Origin of the sequence: Streptomyces coeruleoprunus (assembly GCF_039542925.1) — a bacterium.
Taxonomy (GTDB): Bacteria; Actinomycetota; Actinomycetes; order Streptomycetales; family Streptomycetaceae; genus Streptomyces; species Streptomyces coeruleoprunus.
In genome coordinates this window covers 6,979,699-6,997,504 of record NZ_BAABIT010000001.1, presented here as the reverse complement: position 1 = coordinate 6,997,504, position 17,806 = coordinate 6,979,699, and the positions used below count along the sequence as shown (strand labels likewise).

At 72.8% G+C, this 17,806-nt stretch carries 17 protein-coding genes and 2 pseudogenes; 8 read left to right on the top strand and 11 right to left on the bottom strand.

Annotated elements, in window-relative coordinates:
• Positions 1-8: 8 nt before the first annotated feature.
• The 4 genes from ABEB09_RS31360 to ABEB09_RS31345 all read left to right on the top strand — a co-directional run bounded on the left by ABEB09_RS31360 (position 9) and on the right by ABEB09_RS31345 (position 2,458).
• Positions 9-809, top strand: a complete 801-nt coding sequence (locus ABEB09_RS31360) for an SDR family oxidoreductase (RefSeq protein WP_345693289.1) — start codon at positions 9-11, stop codon at positions 807-809.
• A gap of 193 nt (positions 810-1,002) precedes the next feature.
• Positions 1,003-1,338 carry a hypothetical protein gene (locus ABEB09_RS31355; RefSeq protein WP_345693288.1) on the top strand — a complete coding sequence of 112 codons (336 nt, stop codon included), beginning with the start codon at positions 1,003-1,005 and terminating at the stop codon, positions 1,336-1,338.
• Positions 1,271-1,645: a hypothetical protein gene (locus ABEB09_RS31350; protein ID WP_345693287.1), complete on the top strand. Its 375-nt coding sequence runs from the start codon at positions 1,271-1,273 to the stop codon at positions 1,643-1,645. The genes ABEB09_RS31355 and ABEB09_RS31350 overlap by 68 nt, the downstream gene beginning before the upstream one ends.
• A 132-nt stretch (positions 1,646-1,777) precedes the next feature.
• Complete coding sequence (locus ABEB09_RS31345; RefSeq protein WP_345693286.1) at positions 1,778-2,458, top strand: TNT domain-containing protein; 681 nt, start codon at positions 1,778-1,780, stop codon at positions 2,456-2,458.
• Here the strand turns inward: ABEB09_RS31345 and ABEB09_RS35060 are convergent.
• The 11 genes and pseudogenes from ABEB09_RS35060 to iolC all read right to left on the bottom strand — a co-directional run bounded on the left by ABEB09_RS35060 (position 2,412) and on the right by iolC (position 13,449).
• Positions 2,412-3,233, bottom strand: a complete 822-nt coding sequence (locus ABEB09_RS35060) for a DUF1877 family protein (protein ID WP_380841181.1) — start codon at positions 3,231-3,233, stop codon at positions 2,412-2,414. The two genes, ABEB09_RS31345 and ABEB09_RS35060, sit on opposite strands and share 47 nt — an antisense overlap.
• A gap of 64 nt (positions 3,234-3,297) precedes the next feature.
• Positions 3,298-4,026 carry a GNAT family N-acetyltransferase gene (locus ABEB09_RS31330; RefSeq protein WP_345693285.1) on the bottom strand — a complete coding sequence of 243 codons (729 nt, stop codon included), beginning with the start codon at positions 4,024-4,026 and terminating at the stop codon, positions 3,298-3,300.
• Between the two features lie 241 nt (positions 4,027-4,267).
• Positions 4,268-4,642 (bottom strand): fic family toxin-antitoxin system, toxin component, encoded by a 375-nt coding sequence (locus ABEB09_RS31325; protein ID WP_345694147.1) that lies wholly within the window; start codon positions 4,640-4,642, stop codon positions 4,268-4,270.
• A 2-nt stretch (positions 4,643-4,644) separates the two neighbouring features.
• Positions 4,645-4,908, bottom strand: coding sequence for a hypothetical protein (locus ABEB09_RS31320; RefSeq protein ID WP_345693284.1), 264 nt, complete (start codon positions 4,906-4,908; stop codon positions 4,645-4,647).
• 39 nt (positions 4,909-4,947) lie between these two features.
• Positions 4,948-5,862, bottom strand: a complete 915-nt coding sequence (locus ABEB09_RS31315; RefSeq protein WP_345693283.1) for a phosphatase domain-containing protein — start codon at positions 5,860-5,862, stop codon at positions 4,948-4,950.
• Positions 5,863-5,865: 3 nt separating this feature from the next.
• On the bottom strand, positions 5,866-7,074 hold the full coding sequence (locus tag ABEB09_RS31310) for an RNA ligase (RefSeq protein WP_345693282.1): 1,209 nt from the start codon (positions 7,072-7,074) through the stop codon (positions 5,866-5,868).
• Between the two features lie 139 nt (positions 7,075-7,213).
• Complete coding sequence (locus ABEB09_RS31305) at positions 7,214-8,707, bottom strand: CoA-acylating methylmalonate-semialdehyde dehydrogenase (protein ID WP_345693281.1); 1,494 nt, start codon at positions 8,705-8,707, stop codon at positions 7,214-7,216.
• A gap of 31 nt (positions 8,708-8,738) precedes the next feature.
• A complete protein-coding gene (gene iolD, locus ABEB09_RS31300; RefSeq protein ID WP_345693280.1) occupies positions 8,739-10,622 on the bottom strand; it encodes a 3D-(3,5/4)-trihydroxycyclohexane-1,2-dione acylhydrolase (decyclizing) in 1,884 nt (627 codons plus the stop codon).
• A gap of 7 nt (positions 10,623-10,629) precedes the next feature.
• Positions 10,630-11,544, bottom strand: a complete 915-nt coding sequence (iolB, locus tag ABEB09_RS31295) for a 5-deoxy-glucuronate isomerase (RefSeq protein ID WP_345693279.1) — start codon at positions 11,542-11,544, stop codon at positions 10,630-10,632.
• 35 nt (positions 11,545-11,579) lie between these two features.
• Positions 11,580-12,458 carry a Cgl0159 family (beta/alpha)8-fold protein gene (locus ABEB09_RS31290; RefSeq protein ID WP_345693278.1) on the bottom strand — a complete coding sequence of 293 codons (879 nt, stop codon included), beginning with the start codon at positions 12,456-12,458 and terminating at the stop codon, positions 11,580-11,582.
• 29 nt (positions 12,459-12,487) lie between these two features.
• Positions 12,488-13,449 (bottom strand): annotated as a pseudogene (gene iolC, locus ABEB09_RS31285) (5-dehydro-2-deoxygluconokinase).
• Between the two features lie 330 nt (positions 13,450-13,779).
• Here iolC and ABEB09_RS31280 point away from each other — a divergent pair.
• The 4 genes and pseudogenes from ABEB09_RS31280 to ABEB09_RS31265 all read left to right on the top strand — a co-directional run bounded on the left by ABEB09_RS31280 (position 13,780) and on the right by ABEB09_RS31265 (position 17,788).
• Positions 13,780-14,799, top strand: coding sequence for a sugar ABC transporter substrate-binding protein (locus tag ABEB09_RS31280; RefSeq protein ID WP_345693277.1), 1,020 nt, complete (start codon positions 13,780-13,782; stop codon positions 14,797-14,799).
• A 5-nt stretch (positions 14,800-14,804) separates the two neighbouring features.
• Positions 14,805-15,914: an ABC transporter permease gene (locus tag ABEB09_RS31275; RefSeq protein ID WP_380841204.1), complete on the top strand. Its 1,110-nt coding sequence runs from the start codon at positions 14,805-14,807 to the stop codon at positions 15,912-15,914.
• Positions 15,915-15,918: 4 nt separating this feature from the next.
• Positions 15,919-16,889, top strand: a pseudogene (locus ABEB09_RS31270) (ATP-binding cassette domain-containing protein).
• Positions 16,886-17,788 carry a sugar phosphate isomerase/epimerase family protein gene (locus tag ABEB09_RS31265; RefSeq protein ID WP_345693275.1) on the top strand — a complete coding sequence of 301 codons (903 nt, stop codon included), beginning with the start codon at positions 16,886-16,888 and terminating at the stop codon, positions 17,786-17,788. Before ABEB09_RS31270 ends, ABEB09_RS31265 begins: the two are co-directional and overlap by 4 nt.
• Positions 17,789-17,806 lie beyond the last annotated feature (18 nt).

The following is a 17,806-nucleotide window of genomic DNA, read 5'->3' as shown; positions in this document are numbered from 1 at the left end:
GTACGGCGATGGACACCGTTCTGGTCACGGGTGGGACCGGGCATCTGGGCCGTGATCTGGTCGGTCTGCTGAAACCGGCGTACCAGGTCCGCGTATTGGCCCGCTCACGTGGCACGGACCCGGAGGTGGAGTGGGTGCGGGGCGACCTCGCCACGGGGGCCGGGATCCCGGAGGCGATGAGCGGCGTACGGACCGTGGTGCACGCGGCGACCTGGTCCCCGGCCGCCCGGCGCGGCTACGTCCTGCCGACGGACCTCCTGCGCAGCCCGCCGGACGTCGACGTCGACGGCACGCGCCGCCTGCTCGACGAGGCCGCGAGGGCGGGCGTCGACCACTTCGCGTACGTCTCCATCGTGGGCGTGGACCGCTCCCGCCTGCCGTACCTGCGCCTGAAGCACAGGGCCGAAGAGCTGGTGCGCACGGGGCAGGTGCCCTGGTCGGTGCTGCGGGCTACCCAGTTCCACTGGCTGACGGACCGCATGCTGGGCAGGGCCGCCCGGCTGCCCGTCGTGCCGCTGCCCACCGCCGTCGAGGCCCAGCCGGTGGACACGGCCGACTTCGCCGCGTACGTGGCCCGGCGCGTGGCGGACGGCCCGGGCGGCCGGTGCGACGACTTCGGCGGCCCGGAGGTCCTCACGCTGTCCGACCTGCTGGCCCAATGGCAGCGGATCCGCAGCCGCCGCGTGCGCACCCTGAACGTCCCCTCGCCCGCCCCGGTCCGCCGCGCAGCCCATCACCTGACCTGCCCGACGGGCCGGCGCGGCCACATCACCTGGGCGACCTGGCTGCACAGCCACACCCCGGAGTGACGGGGAGCCGCCGCTGAGCCCGTCAGCCGCCCGACGTTGCCGTACCTCGGCAATCGGGGAGCAGCGACACTGCGAGCCAAGCGACCTGAACGACAGTCAGGGGCCGCTCGACAATGGCCACATGTCGACGACGGCGTACTTACCCCGCACCCGGCGGAAGCGTCCGCCCCACCTGGGCACCAGAGTCATCGCCATGCTGCTCATCAATGTGGCGGTCTGGCTTCTGATCACGCCCATGCGTTTCGCGTTCCGGGACGAGCAGGCGTTTCGGAACGCCGTCCCCTGCCACCCGGAGGTCACCGGGCCCGACGACTGCCTGCGTACGGTTCCGGCAATCATCGACGGCACCGAGCGCACGGAGGGGTTCACCCGGCTGACCCTCACCCAGCAGGACGGGAAGGTCACCCGGGTACGGATTCCCCGGCTCGCCACCGCCCGCCGGGGCCGGGGCCCGTATCGAGGTGACGCACTGGCTGGGGCAGATCCGGTACGCCGACTTCGCGTCCGGGCGCCGGTACACGACCGCTGATCCACGCGGCGGGTACCGGGTGTTCCTCTCGTGGGGCCTGGGGCTCGGCTTCATGGGGGCGGGTTTCCTGTGGCGCGCCCTGTGGCAGGCGCGCAACTCCCGGCGCTCGCCCCGCCGCCACCCGTGGCGGCTCACCGTTCCGTTCCTGGGTGCCGTCTCCCTCGCCCCGGCCGGGGCGGCATCCCCCTGGCTGACGAACGGCCTGGCCCCGGCGCTGGCGTTCACCGGTGTGTGCACCGCCGTCGTGGCAGGCGTGTGCGGTGTGGTGGCCCTCGGGCTCCGGCGTGGGAACGGCGGCGACAGGTAGCCGACGCCGCCCTCCTGGCACCCCGGCGTACGGCTCGGCCGGAAAGCGTCCCCGGCCGCTCCCGAGGCCGCCGCTGTTCATTACGGTGCGTCAGAAGCTGGCCATACATGCGTCCTTGAGGAGCAACGCGAAGTGAATCGTCTCCGTGCCGTCCTGTCCGTGCTGGCGTTGGCCGTCACGGCCCTGTCGGCGGCCGGTCCGGCCGCCGCCGCTGCCGTGCCCGTCGACGAGCCGCGCCGGGAGCGGCCCGCCGTGTGCAGCGGCGAGTTCCAGGGCGACGCCCGATTAGGTCCGAAGTACCTGCCCCGCCCGTCGCACGAGCCGGTCGGGCCGCTGCTGAAGGGCTACCGGCGTACCGGCGGCATGTCGCCGCAGGCGTTTCTCGCCACGTATTGGAAGGAGGAGGGCCCGGAGGGTCCCGCCGGCTGGAAGTACCCGCCGAACGACGGCTTCGCCGAGGTCAACGGCGAGGTGGACAAACACGTGGAGGTGCTGGAGCCGGGCGAGGACCTGGACCGGTTCGGGTCGGAGTACGGGTCCTACCTCGCCCCCGCGGGGGACGCGTACGCGAGGCGGGCGCTGCCGCCGCAGAACCTCGGCACCCGTGACGGGGCGTTCCCCTGCGACTACCACCTGTACGAGGTCAAGCGGGCGTTCCCCGTGTGGCAGGGCAGCATCGCGCCCTGGTTCGCGCAGCCGGGCGGCGGGCAGCAGATCAAGCTGGACGCGGCGCTGCTGAACCCGGGCGAGGGGCAGCGCCTGAACGTCAAGTGGCTGCTGGACCACGGCTACCTCGCCCCGGCGACCCGCTAGGCGGAGCACGGTGGACCGCCACGGCCTGCGCGCCGCCCTGCGGGACCGGGGCGTGGCGGACGGCCACTACGTCATCGAGGGCGTCCACGAGCCGTCGCCGCTCCCGCCGGACTTCCTGTACCTGCGCCGCTCGCCCCGCTCCCCCGGCCTGTGGGAGGCGGGGGCCTACGAGCGGGGCGTGTGGGAGCCGGTCACGCAGCGCGCCGACGAGGCGGCCGCGTGCGCCGATCTGCTGCGGCTGCTGTCGGGGTGAGACCGGCCCGGTCGGCCCGGGCGTACAGTCGGCCCACACGACCTCGGCGAGGCCTTCGGCGGCCGCCGCGGTGAGGTACTCCACGAGGCCGTCGTAGTGGAGACGGCCCCGGTCGAGTGTGCGGGGTGCGTCCCAGCCGAAGGGGCACAGTCCCGACCCGGTGATCGTGGCGTGGTCGGCGGCGGCGACGAGGTCGTCGTACGGCAGGGCGGCGAGCGCCTCCGCGGCGGCGCGGACCCTGGGCGGGGCGAGGTGGCCGGACGGGCCGTACGGCTGGTCCGCCGGGCCCAGGCGTTCCTCGCCGCGGCTGAAACCGACCGTGACGCCGCGCCGGTCCAGCAGGTGGGCGATCAGGCCCCACGCCCGGCCCGTGGTGAAGTAGCGGGCCCGGGCGGGGCCCGGTTCGTGGAACTCCTCGCCCTCGCGGATGTCCTCGAAGAGGTTCCAGGCCCAGTCCGCGTCGTCGGCCATCCGTGCCGGCTCGTCCGGCGTGACCCGCAGGTATTCCCCGATCCTGCTCATCGGCGGATCGTAACCGACCGGTGGAGGGCGGGCCGCCCCCGGTGGAGGCGGCCCCCTGCGGGCGTCAGGTCAGGAGGAGTTGGCCGCCCGCGCCGCCGTGTTCCTGGTACTCGCCGGGGAACGGCCGGTCCAGCAGGCCCACGCCGCGGGCGGCGGACATGCGCAGCTCGATGATGCCGCGTACGGCCGGCCACTCCTCGTCGAGGATCGAGTAGAACGCGGTGTCCCGCACCACGCCGTCCAGGCCCCGGGTGTGGGCCCGGCGGACGCCCTCGCAGGTGGCGCCGAGCCGTTCGATCGCGGCGCGGGAGCGGGCGTTGCGGGCGTCGGCCCGCAGGGAGATCCGGCGGACGCCCCAGGTCTCGAAGGCGTGCCGGAGCATGAGCAGCTTCGCCTCGGTGTTGATCCCGGTCCCCCGGCCCTCGGCGGAGATCCAGGTGTTGCCGATCTCGGCGGCGTCCGGCACGGCGGTGACGGGGTCGCCGTGGGGCGCCCCGGTGACCGGGGGCCACACCAGCGGGCCCCGCCAGTAGTCGAGTTCCAGGAAGCGTGTCGAACCGACCACACGGCCGTCGGAGGCGCTCACCATGGCGAACGGCAGCGACCGGCCCGCGGCCTGATCGGACAGGGCGCGCGCGATGTAGTCGTACGACGCCTCCAGTCCGTCGGGCACGGGTGTGTAGGCGTAGGCGGCGCGATCGTGCGCGCCGGCCCATGCGAGGCCCTCGGCGTGGCGCATGGCCAGCGGCTCCAGGCGCACGCTGCGCCCGGCAAGGACAACGGGTACTGGCACGGAACCTCGGGTCTTCCACAAGCAGGGGTGACTCCCGCGACGGCACGCGGCACGGGATGGGATGAGGGGTCTCGCCGGGCTCTGGGCCGGCCCGTCACCACATGGTGAAACGGGCAGGTGAACCTATCGGCACCGGTGCGAGGAGGAACAGTATGCAGCCACAACCGTCCGGAGAACAGAACCCCGCGCGAACCGCGGCACACGGGTGGGTGAAACCCTGTTCGCGGCGCCCCGGAGAGCCCTAGCTCACCGGCCAGGAGCGCAGCGTCGCGGCGATGCGGGCGGCGGTCGTGCGGGGGTCGTACAGCTCCCGGGCGAGGGCGGCCAGCTGGTCGCGCGTGGGGTCGACGGGGATGCCGCTCGCGGTGAGGTACATGACGGCCGTGGCGCAGGCCACGGTGACGTTGGAGCGTTCCAGCCAGCGGCAGCGGCCGAGGGTGTGGACGAGGGCGGCGGCCCGTGCGTAGGGGCCGCCGTAGACGGGGTGCTCGAGGAGTTCGGCGCGGTGCCGGGCCACGGCGGCCATGGCGACGCCGAGGTCGTCGGCGGCGGGGTCGTGGTGGCCGGCCCGTTCGGCGACTTCGAGGATCCAGGACAGGTCGACGTGCAGCGACATGCTCACGCAGCGGCGCCCCGGGTGTCCGGGGCGCCGGCGTGGCGGGCGTCCAGCTCGTCCTCCAGGTCGCGGAGGAAGTCGCCGTGGTCGTCGATGAGCCGCTGCGCGGCGGCCATGCCGGCGGCCCTGGCGCCGCTCGTGTCCTCGGTGATGAGGCGCTCGATGTAGCGGTTGAAGTCCAGGCCGCGGGCGGCCGCCGCGTCCTTGCCCGCGGCGAGGACGGACGGTTCGAGGCGCACCTGGGTCTGCTTCCTGGGGCTGCTCACCCCCTCACGGTAGCAGGGTGGTAGCAGGCCCGGGGCGGGTCAGAAGTTCCCGTAGTTGACCTGCCAGGTGGGCAGGCCCATCCGGCGCCAGACGGCGACGACGCGGTCGCGGTCGTCGAGGGAGACCCGGACCGCGAACCGGTGGCGTACGTGCCGGTCGAACAGCTCGGCCTTGACGAGGTCGTCGCGCCGCCCGTCGCCGGCGGCCCGCATCCACAGCTCGTCGTACGGGACGTCGTGGCGGCGCAGCCAGTCCTCGGTGGTCGCGCGGTGCTCCTCGCCCCGGCCGGACAGCAGCACGATCCGGTCGCCGTCCGCGCGGCGGAAGGAGTGCAGCGCCTGGCGTACGGAGACGTTGAGCAGGTCCTCGCCGCAGCGGCTGAAGTCGTACGGGCCGCGGTCGCCGCGCAGGGCGAGCGTGCCGTCGATGTCGCACAGGACCGCCGGCGGCAGCGACGGGTCCGGCACGTACGGCTGCACGGGCACCTGGTCGTTGAACCAGGCGTCGGTGAGCCGCCAGCCGCCCTGCAGGGCCTTGGCGTGCTTGTCGGCGAGCAGGCGGATGATCTCCTCGCCGACGGCCCGCTCGCGGGCCGCGTCGCGCCGTACGCACTCCTCCACCGGGACGTCGGTGAAGTCGTGGACGACGAACGTGGCGCGGCCCGCCACGGCGGCCTTGAGGCGCTTGGGGATGTGGGGCGTGAGGTGGGTGTTGTCGACGACGACGTCGAAGCCGTCGTCGACGGCCGCGCCGACCGCCGCGTCCTGGATGGCCAGCACGGTCCGCTCGTGCGCGAAGGACCGGCCGCGCTCGGGCGACGGGATGTCGAGCATGGCGCGCAGGTCGTCGAGGTTGACACGGCGCATGCGGCCCCCGGACTCCGCCTGCAGGGCGCGTGCCGCGGTGGTCTTGCCGGATGCGGGCAGCCCGGTCATGACGTGGACTACGGGCACGGGTCAGTTCTCCTCGTCGTTCTTGAAGGGGTCGGACGCCTCGGGGCGCACGGAACGGTAGGTCATCAGCTCCGTCGGGCGCCCGTCGAGGCGCTGGAACATGGCGGGGCGGACGGCGGCGTCGGGCAGCTCCCGCACGGCGCGGGCGAAGGCGGCGCGGTCGCCGGCGAGCGGTGCGAGGGACCGGTAGGCCTCGTCGATGGCGCGCTCGCGGTCGGCGACGTCCTTCTCGACGCGCTCGATCACCTGGCGCACCCAGGCGTCGAACTCGTCCGGCACCTGCTCCAGCAGGGCGTCCAGCGGCCTGCCGCCGGAGTCGGCGATGTCCTCGGCGGAGCAGCCGAGGGCCTGGGCGACCTGCTTGGCGGGCAGGCCGGCGAAGCGCTGGACGCCGTGGCCGCGCCAGATGTCCCGCTCGGTGACGCCGGTGAGCACCTTGTGGAGGCGTACGTACTCCGACAGCTTGGCCTTGGCCCGGACGCCGGAGGCGAAGCGCAGCACGAACCCCTCGGCGTCGGTGCCGGTGGCGGCCCGGCCGCCGGGCAGGCTGTTGGACTCGGTGAGGGCGAGCAGCTCGGTGAGCGGCATGGCGGGCCACACGGTGACGACGGAGCCGATGGGCTTCCAGGCGGGGGCCGCCTCGGCCAGCGGGACCTCCGTGCCGTCCGTCGCGAACGCGGCGAGGAGCACCAGGTCGCGGCGGTCGCCGTAGTCGACGACGATGCGGTTCTGCGGGTAGAGGATCTCCGCCAGGTAGGTCGTGCCCGGGGTGAGGGCCGAGGTGTCCAGGCCGTCGAGCCGGCGCTGCGCCCAGGTGGCCTGGGTGCTGATGAAGGAGCCCTTCGACGCGACGCGCCAGCGGCCGGCGTAGTGGAAGACGACGGCGAGGCTGCCGTCGACCTTGTCGTACACCTCGAACGGCTCGTCCGGCAGGGCGGGCGCGTAGGGCCGGCCCGACCGGTGCTCGGAGACGTTGAAGAACTTGGGCAGGGGCAGGGCGACGACCCGGCCGGTCACGTCGTCGGCGACGAGTCCGCGGCAGCGGACGGTGACGCGGTTCCAGATGCCCTCGTACTGGCACGTCCTGGTGTACGTGTAGATCGACAGCGGCAGCTCCGGATGCGCCTTGCGCGTGACGTGGCCGGCGTCGATGGCGCTCGCCAGTTCCTGCGGCGGCAGCAGCTCATGGAGAGTCAGGTGGCCCTGGCTCATGGTTCCCTCCCCGTTCGAGACGCTGCATTCTCACCCGGGGGTGCGTGCGGGAGACAGTGAATTAGCGGCGCCGTCGGGCGCGCGGGGCCTGTCGGCGTTCGAGAATCGGGGGGCGGGGCCCCCCGATTCGGGCGCGGCTTCAGGAGTGGCTCGGGAAGCCGAGGTCGATCCCCCCGTCGGACGGGTCGGGCCAGCGGGTGGTGATCACCTTGCCCTGGGTGTAGAAGGCGATGCCGTCGTTGCCGTAGATGTGGTGGTCGCCGAAGAGGGAGTCCTTCCAGCCGCCGAAGGAGTGGTAGCCGACGGGCACCGGGATGGGGACGTTGACGCCGACCATGCCGGCCTGGACCTCCAGCTGGAAGCGGCGGGCCGCGCCGCCGTCGCGGGTGAAGATCGCGGTGCCGTTGCCCCAGCGGGAGCTGTTGATCAGCTCGATGGCCTCGTCGTAGGTCTCGGCGCGCACCACGCACAGCACGGGGCCGAAGATCTCGTCGCGGTAGGCGTCCGCGGTGACCGGGACCCTGTCGAGCAGGGAGACGCCGAGGAAGAAGCCCTCCTCGTGGCCCTCGACCGTGTGGCCGGTGCCGTCGACGACGACCTCCGCACCCTGCTCGGCCGCCGACCTGACGTAGGAGGCGACCTTGTCGCGGTGCTCGCGGGTGATCAGCGGGCCCATCTCGGACCTCGGGTCGTCGCCGGGGCCGATGCGCAGGCCCTTGGCGCGTTCGGCGATCCGGGCGACCAGCTCGTCACCGGTGTCGCCGACGGCGACGACGACGGAGACGGCCATGCAGCGCTCGCCGGCGGAGCCGTACGCGGCGTTGACGGCCTGGTCGGCGGCGAGGTCGAGGTCGGCGTCGGGCAGGACCAGCATGTGGTTCTTCGCCCCGCCGAGCGCCTGGACGCGCTTGCCGTGCTCGACGGCCTTGAGCTGGATGTACTTCGCGATCGGGGTGGAGCCCACGAAGGACACGGCGGCCACGTCGGGGTGCTCCAGCAGCGCGTCGACGGCGGTCTTGTCACCGTGGACGACGTTGAGGACGCCGTCGGGCAGCCCGGCCTCGGCGGCCAGCTCGGCGAGCCGGTTGGCGGCCGACGGGTCCTTCTCGCTGGGCTTGAGGACGAAGGTGTTGCCGCAGGCGACGGCCAGCGGGAACATCCACATCGGCACCATCGCCGGGAAGTTGAACGGGGTGATGCCGGCCACCACGCCGAGCGGCTGGCGGATCGCGGCGACGTCGACCCGCTGGGACACCTGCGTGGACAGCTCGCCCTTGAGCTGGGTGGTGATCCCGCAGGCCAGCTCGACGATCTCCAGGCCGCGGGCGACCTCGCCGAGCGCGTCGGAGTGGACCTTGCCGTGCTCGGCGGTGATGAGCGCGGCCAGCTCGTCGCGGTGGGCGTCGAGCAGCGCCCGGTAGCGGAACAGGACCGCGGTGCGGCGGGCAAGGGAGGACGTCCCCCAGTCGGCGAACGCGTCGCGGGCCGCGGCGACAGCGGTGTCGACCTCGTCCGCGGTCGCGAGGGCGACCTGCTTCTCCTGGACGCCGGTGGCCGGGTTGTGGACGGGGCCGAAGCGGCCTGACGTGCCGTCGACGGGCTTGCCGCCGATCCAGTGGCCGATGGTCTTCATGGTGGTGGTTCCTTCGCGTGGGCGGGGCGGGTCAGAGGTGGCGGCGGCGGGCGGTGACCCGCTCGTCGTACCGGTCGCGGGCGGCGACGGCGGCCTCGCGGGTGGCGACCTGCGCGACCGGGACGTCCCACCAGGCCTCGGCGCCGGGGGCGTGCGGGTTGACCGGGTCCGTCTCGACGTACACGCACGTGGGCCGGTCGGAGGCGCGGGCCGCGCTCAGCGCCTCGCGCAGCTCGCCGGCGGTCTTGGGCCGCAGGACGTCCATGCCCAGGCTGGCGGCGTTGGCGGCGAGGTCGACGGGGAGCGGGTCGCCGGTGAAGGTGCCGTCGGGGGCGCGGTGGCGGTAGGCGGTGCCGAAGCGCTCGCCGCCGGTCTCCTCGGAGAGGCCGCCGATGGAGGCGTAGCCGTGGTTCTGGATGAGGACGAGGTTGACGGGCAGGCCCTCCTGGACGGCGGTGACGATCTCGGTCGGCATCATCAGGTAGGTGCCGTCGCCGACGAGGGACCAGACGGCGGTGGAGGGGGCGGCCTGCTGGACGCCGATGCCGGCGGGGATCTCGTAGCCCATGCAGGAATAGCCGTACTCCAGGTGGTATTGGCGCGGGCCGCGGGCGCGCCAGAGTTTGTGCAGGTCGCCGGGGAGGGAGCCGGCCGCGTTGATGACGACGTCGTCGTCGCCGACGACGGCGTCCAGCGCGCCCAGTACCTGGGTCTGGGTGGGCACGGCGTCGTCGTCCGCCCGGTAGGCGGCGGTGACGACCTGCTCCCAGCGCCGCTTGCCCTCCGTGTACTCGGCCACGTACGCCGGGTCGACGCGGTGGCCGCCGAGGGCGTCGGTGAGCGCCTCCAGGCCGGCGCGGGCGTCGGCGACGAGCGTGCCGGCGGCGAGCTTGTGGGCGTCGAAGGCGGTGATGTTCAGGTTCAGGAAGCGGACGTCGGGGTGGGCGAAGAGGGTGCTGGAGGCGGTGGTGAAGTCGCTGTGGCGGGTGCCGACGCCGATGACGAGGTCGGCGGTACGGGCGGTCTCGTCGCAGACGGCGGTGCCGGTGTGGCCGATGCCGCCGAGGTCCGCCGGGTGGTCGTGGCGCAAGGAGCCCTTGCCCGCCTGGGTGGAGGCGACCGGGATGCCGGTGGCGTCGGCGAGGGCGCGCAGGGCGTCCTCGGCCTCGCTGTGGTGGACGCCGCCGCCGGCGACGATCAGGGGGCGGCGGGCGGCGCGTACGAGCGCGGCGGCGGCCGCGAGTTCGGCCGGGTCGGGGGCGGGGCGGCGGACGTGCCAGACGCGCTCGGCGAAGAACTCGGCGGGCCAGTCGTACGCCTCGGCCTGGACGTCCTGGGGCAGGGCGAGGGTGACGGCGCCGGTCTCGGCCGGGTCGGCGAGGACGCGCATGGCGCCCAGCGCGGAGGGGATCAGCGCCTCGGGGCGGGTGACGCGGTCGAAGTAGCGGGAGACGGGGCGCAGCGTGTCGTTGACGGACACGTCGGCGGAGACGGGGTGTTCGAGCTGCTGGAGGAGCGGGTCGGCGGGGCGGGTGGCGAAGTAGTCGCCGGGCAGGAGGAGGACCGGGAGGCGGTTGATGGTGGCGAGGGCGGCGCCGGTGACCAGGTTCGTGGCGCCGGGGCCGATGGAGGTGGTGACGGCCTGGGCGGAGAGCCGGTTGAGGTGGCGGGCGTAGCCGACGGCGGCGTGCACCATGGCCTGTTCGTTGCGGCCCTGGTGGAAGGGCATGGCGTCCTCGCCGGCCTCCAGCAGGGCCTGGCCGATGCCGGCGACGTTGCCGTGCCCGAAGATGCCCCAGGTGCCGGCGATCAGCCTGCGCCGTACGCCGTCGCGCTCGGTGTACTGCGCGGACAGGAACCGGACCAGCGCCTGGGCGACCGTCAGGCGGTGCGTCGGGGAGGGGGACTGGCTCATCGTGACCTCACTGGGACGGGGCGGTGTACAGGGGCAGGCGCGGGTCGACGGGCCGGTCCGGCCACGTGCCGCGGATCCAGGCGTGGTCGGGGTGGTCGCGGATGAGCCACTCCCGTTCCGCGGCGGGGCCCGCCATGACGTTGAGGTAGTACATGTCGTGGCCGGGGGCGGCGATGGACGGGCCGTGCCAGCCGTCGGGGACGAGGACCGTGTCCCCGGAGCGGACCTCGGCGAGGAGGTCGGTGTTGCCGCCGCGCCCCGAGGGGGAGACGCGCTGGTAGCCGAGGCCGGGGGTGGTGTCGTGGGCGGCGATCTCGAAGTAGTAGATCTCCTCCAGGGCGGACTCCTCGCCGGGGCGGTGCTCGTCGTGCTTGTGCGGCGGGTACGAGGACCAGTTGCCGCCGGGGGTGAGCACCTCGACGGCGATGAGCTTGTCGCAGGTGAAGCTGTCGGCGGCGGCGAAGTTGTTGACCTGGCGGGAGCAAGTGCCGGTGCCGCGCAGTTCGACGGGGACGTCGCGGGCGGGGCCGTAGCGGGCGGGGAGCCGCCGTGTGCAGCGGGCGCCGGTGAGGGCGAAGCGGCCGCCGGCGCCGGAGGCGAGCGTGAGCTGGGCGTCGCGCGGGGCGTACGCGAAGTCGGTGACGCCGCTGAAGACGCTCTCCCGGCCGTACAGGTCGAAGGTGTCGGCGCCGGATTCGTCCTGGGTGACGACGGTGCAGCCGCCGCTGAGCGGCAGCACGATCCATTCGCTGTCGCCGGCGGCGAAGGTGTGCGTGCCGCCGGGCGGCAGTTCGAGGACCCGCAGGGAGGCGTGGCCCCAGCCGGCCCGCTCGGGGGTGATGTCCACGGCGTACGGTCCTGTGCCGGCCTTCCCGGCGGGCAGGTGGTGCCGGGAGTCCTGCGGATGGTGACTGGTGGTCATGGGGTGTGGTCCTCCAGGTCGCGTTCGGGCGGCCGTCACAGCAGGCCGACGGCGGTGTCCACGGCCTCCTCGACGGTGCCCTCCGCCGGGTACAGCAGGGAGCGGCCGACGACGAGGCCCTGGACGGTGGGCAGTCGCAGGGCCTTGCGCCACCGTTCGTAGACGGCTTCCTGGTCCCTGCCCACTTCGCCGCCGAGCAGTACGGCCGGGAGGGTGGAGGTCTCCAGGACCCCGGCCATGGCGTCGGGTTCGTCGGTGACGGGGAGTTTGAGCCAGGTGTAGGCGGAGGTGCCGGCGAGGCCGGAGGCGATGGCGATGGACCGGGTGACGGCCTCGGCGCTCAGGTCGTTGCGGACGGCACCGCCGAGGCGGCGGGAGATGAACGGCTCGACGAACACGGGGAGGCGCAGGGCGGCCATCTCGTCGATGGCGCGGGCGGTGGCGTGCAGCGTGGCGAGCGAACCGGGGTCGTCGTAGTCGATGCGCAGCAGCAGTTTGCCGGCGTCGAAGCGGAGCCGGGCGATGTCCTCGGCGCGGTGGCCGGTGAAGCGGTCGTCCATCTCGAAGGAGGCGCCGGCCAGTCCGCCGCGGTTCATGGAGCCCATGACGACCTTGTCGTCGAGCACGCCGAGGAGGAGCAGGTCCTCCAGGATGTCGGCGGTGGCGAGCACCCCGTCGACGCCGGGCCTGGAGAGGGCGGCGCAGAGGCGTTCCAGCAGGTCCGCGCGGTTGGCCATGGCGAGGCGGCGGTCGCCGACGGCGAGGGCGCCGCGTGCCGGGTGGTCGGCGGCCACGATCATCAGGCGGCCCCTGTCGCCGATCAGGGGGCGGCGGGTGCGGCGGGCGGCCGCTTCGGCGATGGCCTCCGGGTGGCGGGCTCTCACCGTGACGAGGTCGGGGATGCTGAGGCTCAAGGGAGGCTCCGTTCAGGGGTGGCGTGGGGTCAGCCGTGTGCGAGGAGGTCCTCGACCTCGGACCCGGTGGGCATCGCGGAGGAGCAGGCGAGGCGGGAGGCGACGAGGGCGCCGGCCGCGTTGCCGTACCGCATGGTCCGCTCCAGGTCCCAGCCGGACAGCAGCCCGTGGCAGAGCGCGCCGCCGAAGGCGTCGCCGGCGCCGAGTCCGTTGACGACGTCGACGGGGACGGGCGGCACCTCGGCGGTGGCGCCGTCGCGGTGCACGGCGAGGACGCCCTTGGGGCCCTGTTTGACGACGGCGAGTTCGACGCCGGCGTCGAGGAGGGCGCGGGCGCAGGCGTGGGGTCGCGCAGGCCGGTGGCGATCTCGCACTCGTCGAGGTTGCCGACGGCGACGGTGGTGTGGCGCAGGGCCTCGGCGTAGTGGCGGCGGGCGAGTCCGGGATCGGTCCAGAACATGGGCCGCCAGTCGAGGTCGAAGACGGTGGCGCCTTGCCGGGCGCGGGCCTCCAGGGCGGTGAGGGTGGCGGTGCGGCTCGGCTCCTCGCTCAGGCCGGTCCCGGTGATCCAGAAGATGCGGGCGGCGCGGATCGCGTCGAGGTCGAGTTCGCCGGGGTGGATCTCCAGGTCGGGGGCTTTGGGGCGGCGGTAGAAATAGAGCGGGAAGTCGTCCGGGGGGAAGATCTCGCAGAAGGTGACGGGGGTGGGGAGGCCGTCGACGGGGGTGACCCAGCGGTCGTCGACGCCGAACCCGGTCAGGGCCTGGTGCAGATAGGTGCCGAAGGGGTCGCGGCCGGTGCGGGTGATGACCGCGGTGGAGCGGCCCAGCCGCGCGGCGGCGACGGCGACGTTGGCCGCCGACCCCCCGAGGAACTTCCCGAATGTCTCGACCTGGGACAGGGGGACGCCGGTCTGGAGGGGGTAGATGTCGACTCCGATGCGTCCCATGGTGATCAGGTCGAACGGTGCGGGGTGGGCGGACTCGGCCATGCGTGGCGCTCCTTGGGCTGCTGGGGGTGTGCAGGCGTCCGGGGGTCCGGCGCCTCCTCGGGGCCCGGCGCCTCTTAGGTGTAGGGCCGGGGGCTCGGAGCTGTCAAGACTTTGTTCTTACATTTGGACCTGCTCCTGAAATGATGTCTTAACAAAGTATTGACAGCGGGGTCCGTACGGGGTTTACATCCCGTCCCAACGAAACAGCCGCGTCATCGGCCGAGACCCGGACCGCCCGGTCCGGGTCCCTCTCCGATCTGCCGAGATCTACCGCTCCGCCGATCCCCCGATCCCTCCCCCTCCCCCGTCGCACAGTGAGGTGCCGGAACGATGGACCGCACGTTTCTCCCCTGCTCCCGCAGATTCGCCCCCGCCGTCGCCGCGGCCGCCGCGGCCGCCCTGCTCGTCGCGGGCTGTTCCAGCGGCTCCGGCGGCAAGAAGGCCGCGGAAGGAACCGCCGACGCCCCCGCCGGCAAGGCCGGCACGCCCCGGATGAAGGTCGCCATGATCACCCACGGTGGTCCCGGCGACACCTTCTGGGACCTCATCCGCAAGGGCGCCCAGACCGCGGCCGCCAAGGACAACATCGAGCTCGTCTACTCCAGCGACCCCAACGCCGCCACCCAGGCGAACCTGATCCAGAACGCCATCGACCAGAAGGTCGACGGCATCGCCATCACCCTGGCCAAGCCCGACGCCGTGAAAAGCGCCGTCGCCAAGGCGCGGCAGGCGGGCATACCGGTCGTCGGCTTCAACTCCGGCCTGAGCGAGTGGAAGGACCAGGGCCTGCTGGAGTTCTTCGGGCAGGACGAGAGCGTCGCGGGCGAGGCCTTCGGCGAGAAGCTGAACGCGCTCGGCGCCAAGCGCGCCGTCTGCGTCATCCACGAGCAGGGCAACGTGGGCCTGGAGGCGCGCTGCGCCGGGGTGAAGAAGACCTTCAAGGGCGCCACGGAGAACCTCTACGTCAACGGCACCGACATGCCGTCCGTGAAGTCGACGATCGCCGCCAAGCTCAAGCAGGACGGCTCCATCGACCATGTCGTCACGCTCGGCGCGCCGTTCGCCCTGACGGCCGTGCAGTCGGTCGCCGACGCGGGCGGCAAGGCGAAGGTCGCCACCTTCGACCTCAACAAGGACCTGGTGAACGCCGTCAAGGCGGGCGACGTCCGGTTCGCCGTCGACCAGCAGCCGTACCTCCAGGGCTACCTCGCGGTGGACTCCCTGTGGCTGTACAGGACCAACGGCAACGTCAGCGGCGGAGGCCAGGAGCCCGTGCTCACCGGGCCGGCGTTCGTCGACAAGGAGAACGTCGACGCCGTCGCGACGTTCGCCGCGAAGGGCACGCGGTGATGACGATGCCCTCCAGGACGGCACCGGCGGCGGCGTCCTCGCCGCCGGGCACGCCGGACTCGCCGGGTACGCCGGGTACGCCGGGTACGCCGGCCCTCGCGAAGGACGGCCGCGCCGCCGAACGCTCCCTGGGCCGCAGGCTGCTGGCCCGCCCGGAGATCGGGGCGCTCATCGCCGCCGTCGCCGTGTACGCGTTCTTCTTCTCCGTCGCGCCCGCCTTCCGCGAGGCGAGTTCGCTCGCCACCGTGCTCTACCAGGCGTCGGTGATGGGCATCATGGCGATCCCGGTCGCGCTGCTGATGATCGGCGGCGAGTTCGACCTGTCGGCCGGTGTCGCCGTCACCTCGTCGGCGCTGATGACCGCCATCCTGTCGTTCCAGCTGTCGCTGAACGTCTGGACGGGCGTCGTCGTCGCCCTGGTGTTCTCGCTCGCCGTCGGCGCGTTCAACGGCTATCTGCTGATCAGGACGGGCCTGCCGAGCTTCCTCATCACGCTGGGCTCCTTCCTGGTCCTCCAGGGCGCCAACCTGGCCGTCACCAAGATCTTCACCGGCAACGTCGCCAGCGACTCGATCAGCGACATGGACGGCTTCGACCAGGCGAAGGCGCTCTTCGCCTCCGAGATCGGCATCGGCGGCGTCGACGTCAAGGTCACGGTCCTGTGGTGGCTGCTGTTCGCGGCCGCCGCCACCTGGCTGCTGCTGCGTACCCGGTTCGGCAACTGGATCTTCGCGGTCGGCGGCAGCGAGGACAGCGCCCGCGCCGTCGGCGTGCCCGTGACGTTCACGAAGGTCGCGCTCTTCATGGGCGTGGGCGCCGGGGCCTGGTTCGTCGGGATGCACCTGCTGTTCTCGTTCAACACGGTGCAGTCCGGCGAGGGCGTCGGCAACGAGTTCCTGTACATCATCGCGGCGGTGATCGGCGGCTGTCTGCTCACCGGCGGCTACGGCTCCGCGGTCGGCCCGGTCATCGGCGCCTTCATCTTCGGCATGGTGTCCCAGGGCATCGTCTACGCCAACTGGAACCCCGACTGGTTCAAGGCCTTCCTCGGCGTGATGCTGCTGCTGGCCGCCCTCGTCAATCTGTGGGTCCGCCGCCAGGCGACCCGGAGGTGATCCCATGGCATCCCACGGAACCCCGCCCGGCACCACGGCGGCCGGCACCGCACCCGGGGACCCCGGGCGCCCGATCGTCGAACTGCGCGGCGCCGGCAAGGCGTACGGCAACGTCCGCGCCCTCCACGGCGTCGACCTCGCGGTCCGCGCCGGGCAGGTGACCTGCGTGCTCGGCGACAACGGCGCCGGCAAGTCCACCCTCATCAAGATCATCTCGGGGCTGCACCAGCACACCGAGGGCGACTACCTCATCGACGGCCGGCCGGTGCACCTCACCTCCCCGCGCGAGGCACTGGACCGCGGTATCGCCACCGTCTACCAGGACCTGGCCACCGTGCCGCTGATGCCGGTGTGGCGGAACTTCTTCCTCGGCTCCGAGATGACCAAGGCCCGTGGCCCGTACGCCGCCTCGACATCGCCCGGATGAAGGAGACCGCCGACCGGGAGCTGCGGGCCATGGGCATCGTCCTGGACGACCTGGACCAGCCCATCGGCACGCTCTCCGGCGGCCAGCGCCAGTCGGTGGCCATCGCCCGGGCCGTGTACTTCGGGGCCCGTGTGCTGATCCTGGACGAGCCGACCGCGGCGCTCGGCGTCAAGCAGTCCGGCGTGGTCCTGAAGTACATCGCGGCCGCCCGCGACCGCGGCCTCGGCGTCGTCTTCATCACCCACAACCCGCACCACGCCTATATGGTCGGCGACCACTTCAGCGTGCTGCGGCTCGGCACACTGGAACTGAGCGCCGACCGCTCCGAGGTGAGCCTGGAGGAGCTGACCAACCACATGGCCGGCGGCGCCGAGCTCGCCGCGCTCAAGCACGAGCTGGCGCAGGTCCGTGGCGTCGACGTGGCGGAGCTCCCCGAGGAGACGGCCCTCCGGCCCGCCTCGCCGGACTCACCTGAATCACCGGACTCACCTGACTCCCCCTCCCCTGCCCCCTCCCCCGTCACGGCTCCCGAAGGGATCTCACGATGACCAAGGCCCTCAGCAACATCCGGGTCGGCTCCGCCCCGGACTCGTGGGGCGTGTGGTTCCCCGACGACCCCCAGCAGGTGCCGTGGGAGAGGTTCCTCGACGAGGTCGCCGAGGCCGGCTACGAGTGGATCGAGCTCGGCCCGTACGGCTATCTCCCGACCGACCCGGCCCGGCTCACCGACGAGGTCGCCCGGCGGAACCTCAAGGTGTCGGCCGGCACCGTCTTCACGTCCCTGCACCGCGGCCCGGCCGTGTGGGACTCCACCTGGGAGCACGTGAGCCAGGTCGCCGCACTCACCCGGGCCATGGGCGCGCGGCACCTCGTGGTCATCCCGTCGTTCTGGCGCGACGACAAGACCGCCGAGATCATCGAGCCGCCGGAGCTGACCGGGGAGCAGTGGGCCCACCTCACCAAGGGCATGGAGCGCCTGGCGCACGAGGTGCGGGAGACGTACGGGCTCGACATCGTCGTCCACCCGCACGCCGACACCCACATCGACACCGAGGAGCACGTCGAGCGGTTCCTCGACTCCACCGACTCCGACCTGGTGAACCTCTGCCTCGACACCGGGCACTACGCCTACTGCGGCGGCGACAACGTCAAGCTCATCGAGGCGTACGGCGAGCGCATCGGCTATCTGCACCTCAAGCAGGTCGACCCCGGCATCCTCGCCGACGTCGTCAAGAACGAGGTGCCCTTCGGCCCCGCCGTGCAGCGCGGGGTGATGTGCGAGCCGCCGTCCGGCGTGCCCGCGCTGGAGCCCGTGCTGGCGGCCGCCCAGCGCCTGGGCGTGGAGCTGTTCGCCATCGTCGAGCAGGACATGTACCCGTGCCCGCCGGACAAGCCGCTGCCGATCGCCGTACGCACCCGTAAGTTCTTGCGCTCCTGCGGCGCCTGACCCTTCGAAGGGACGACC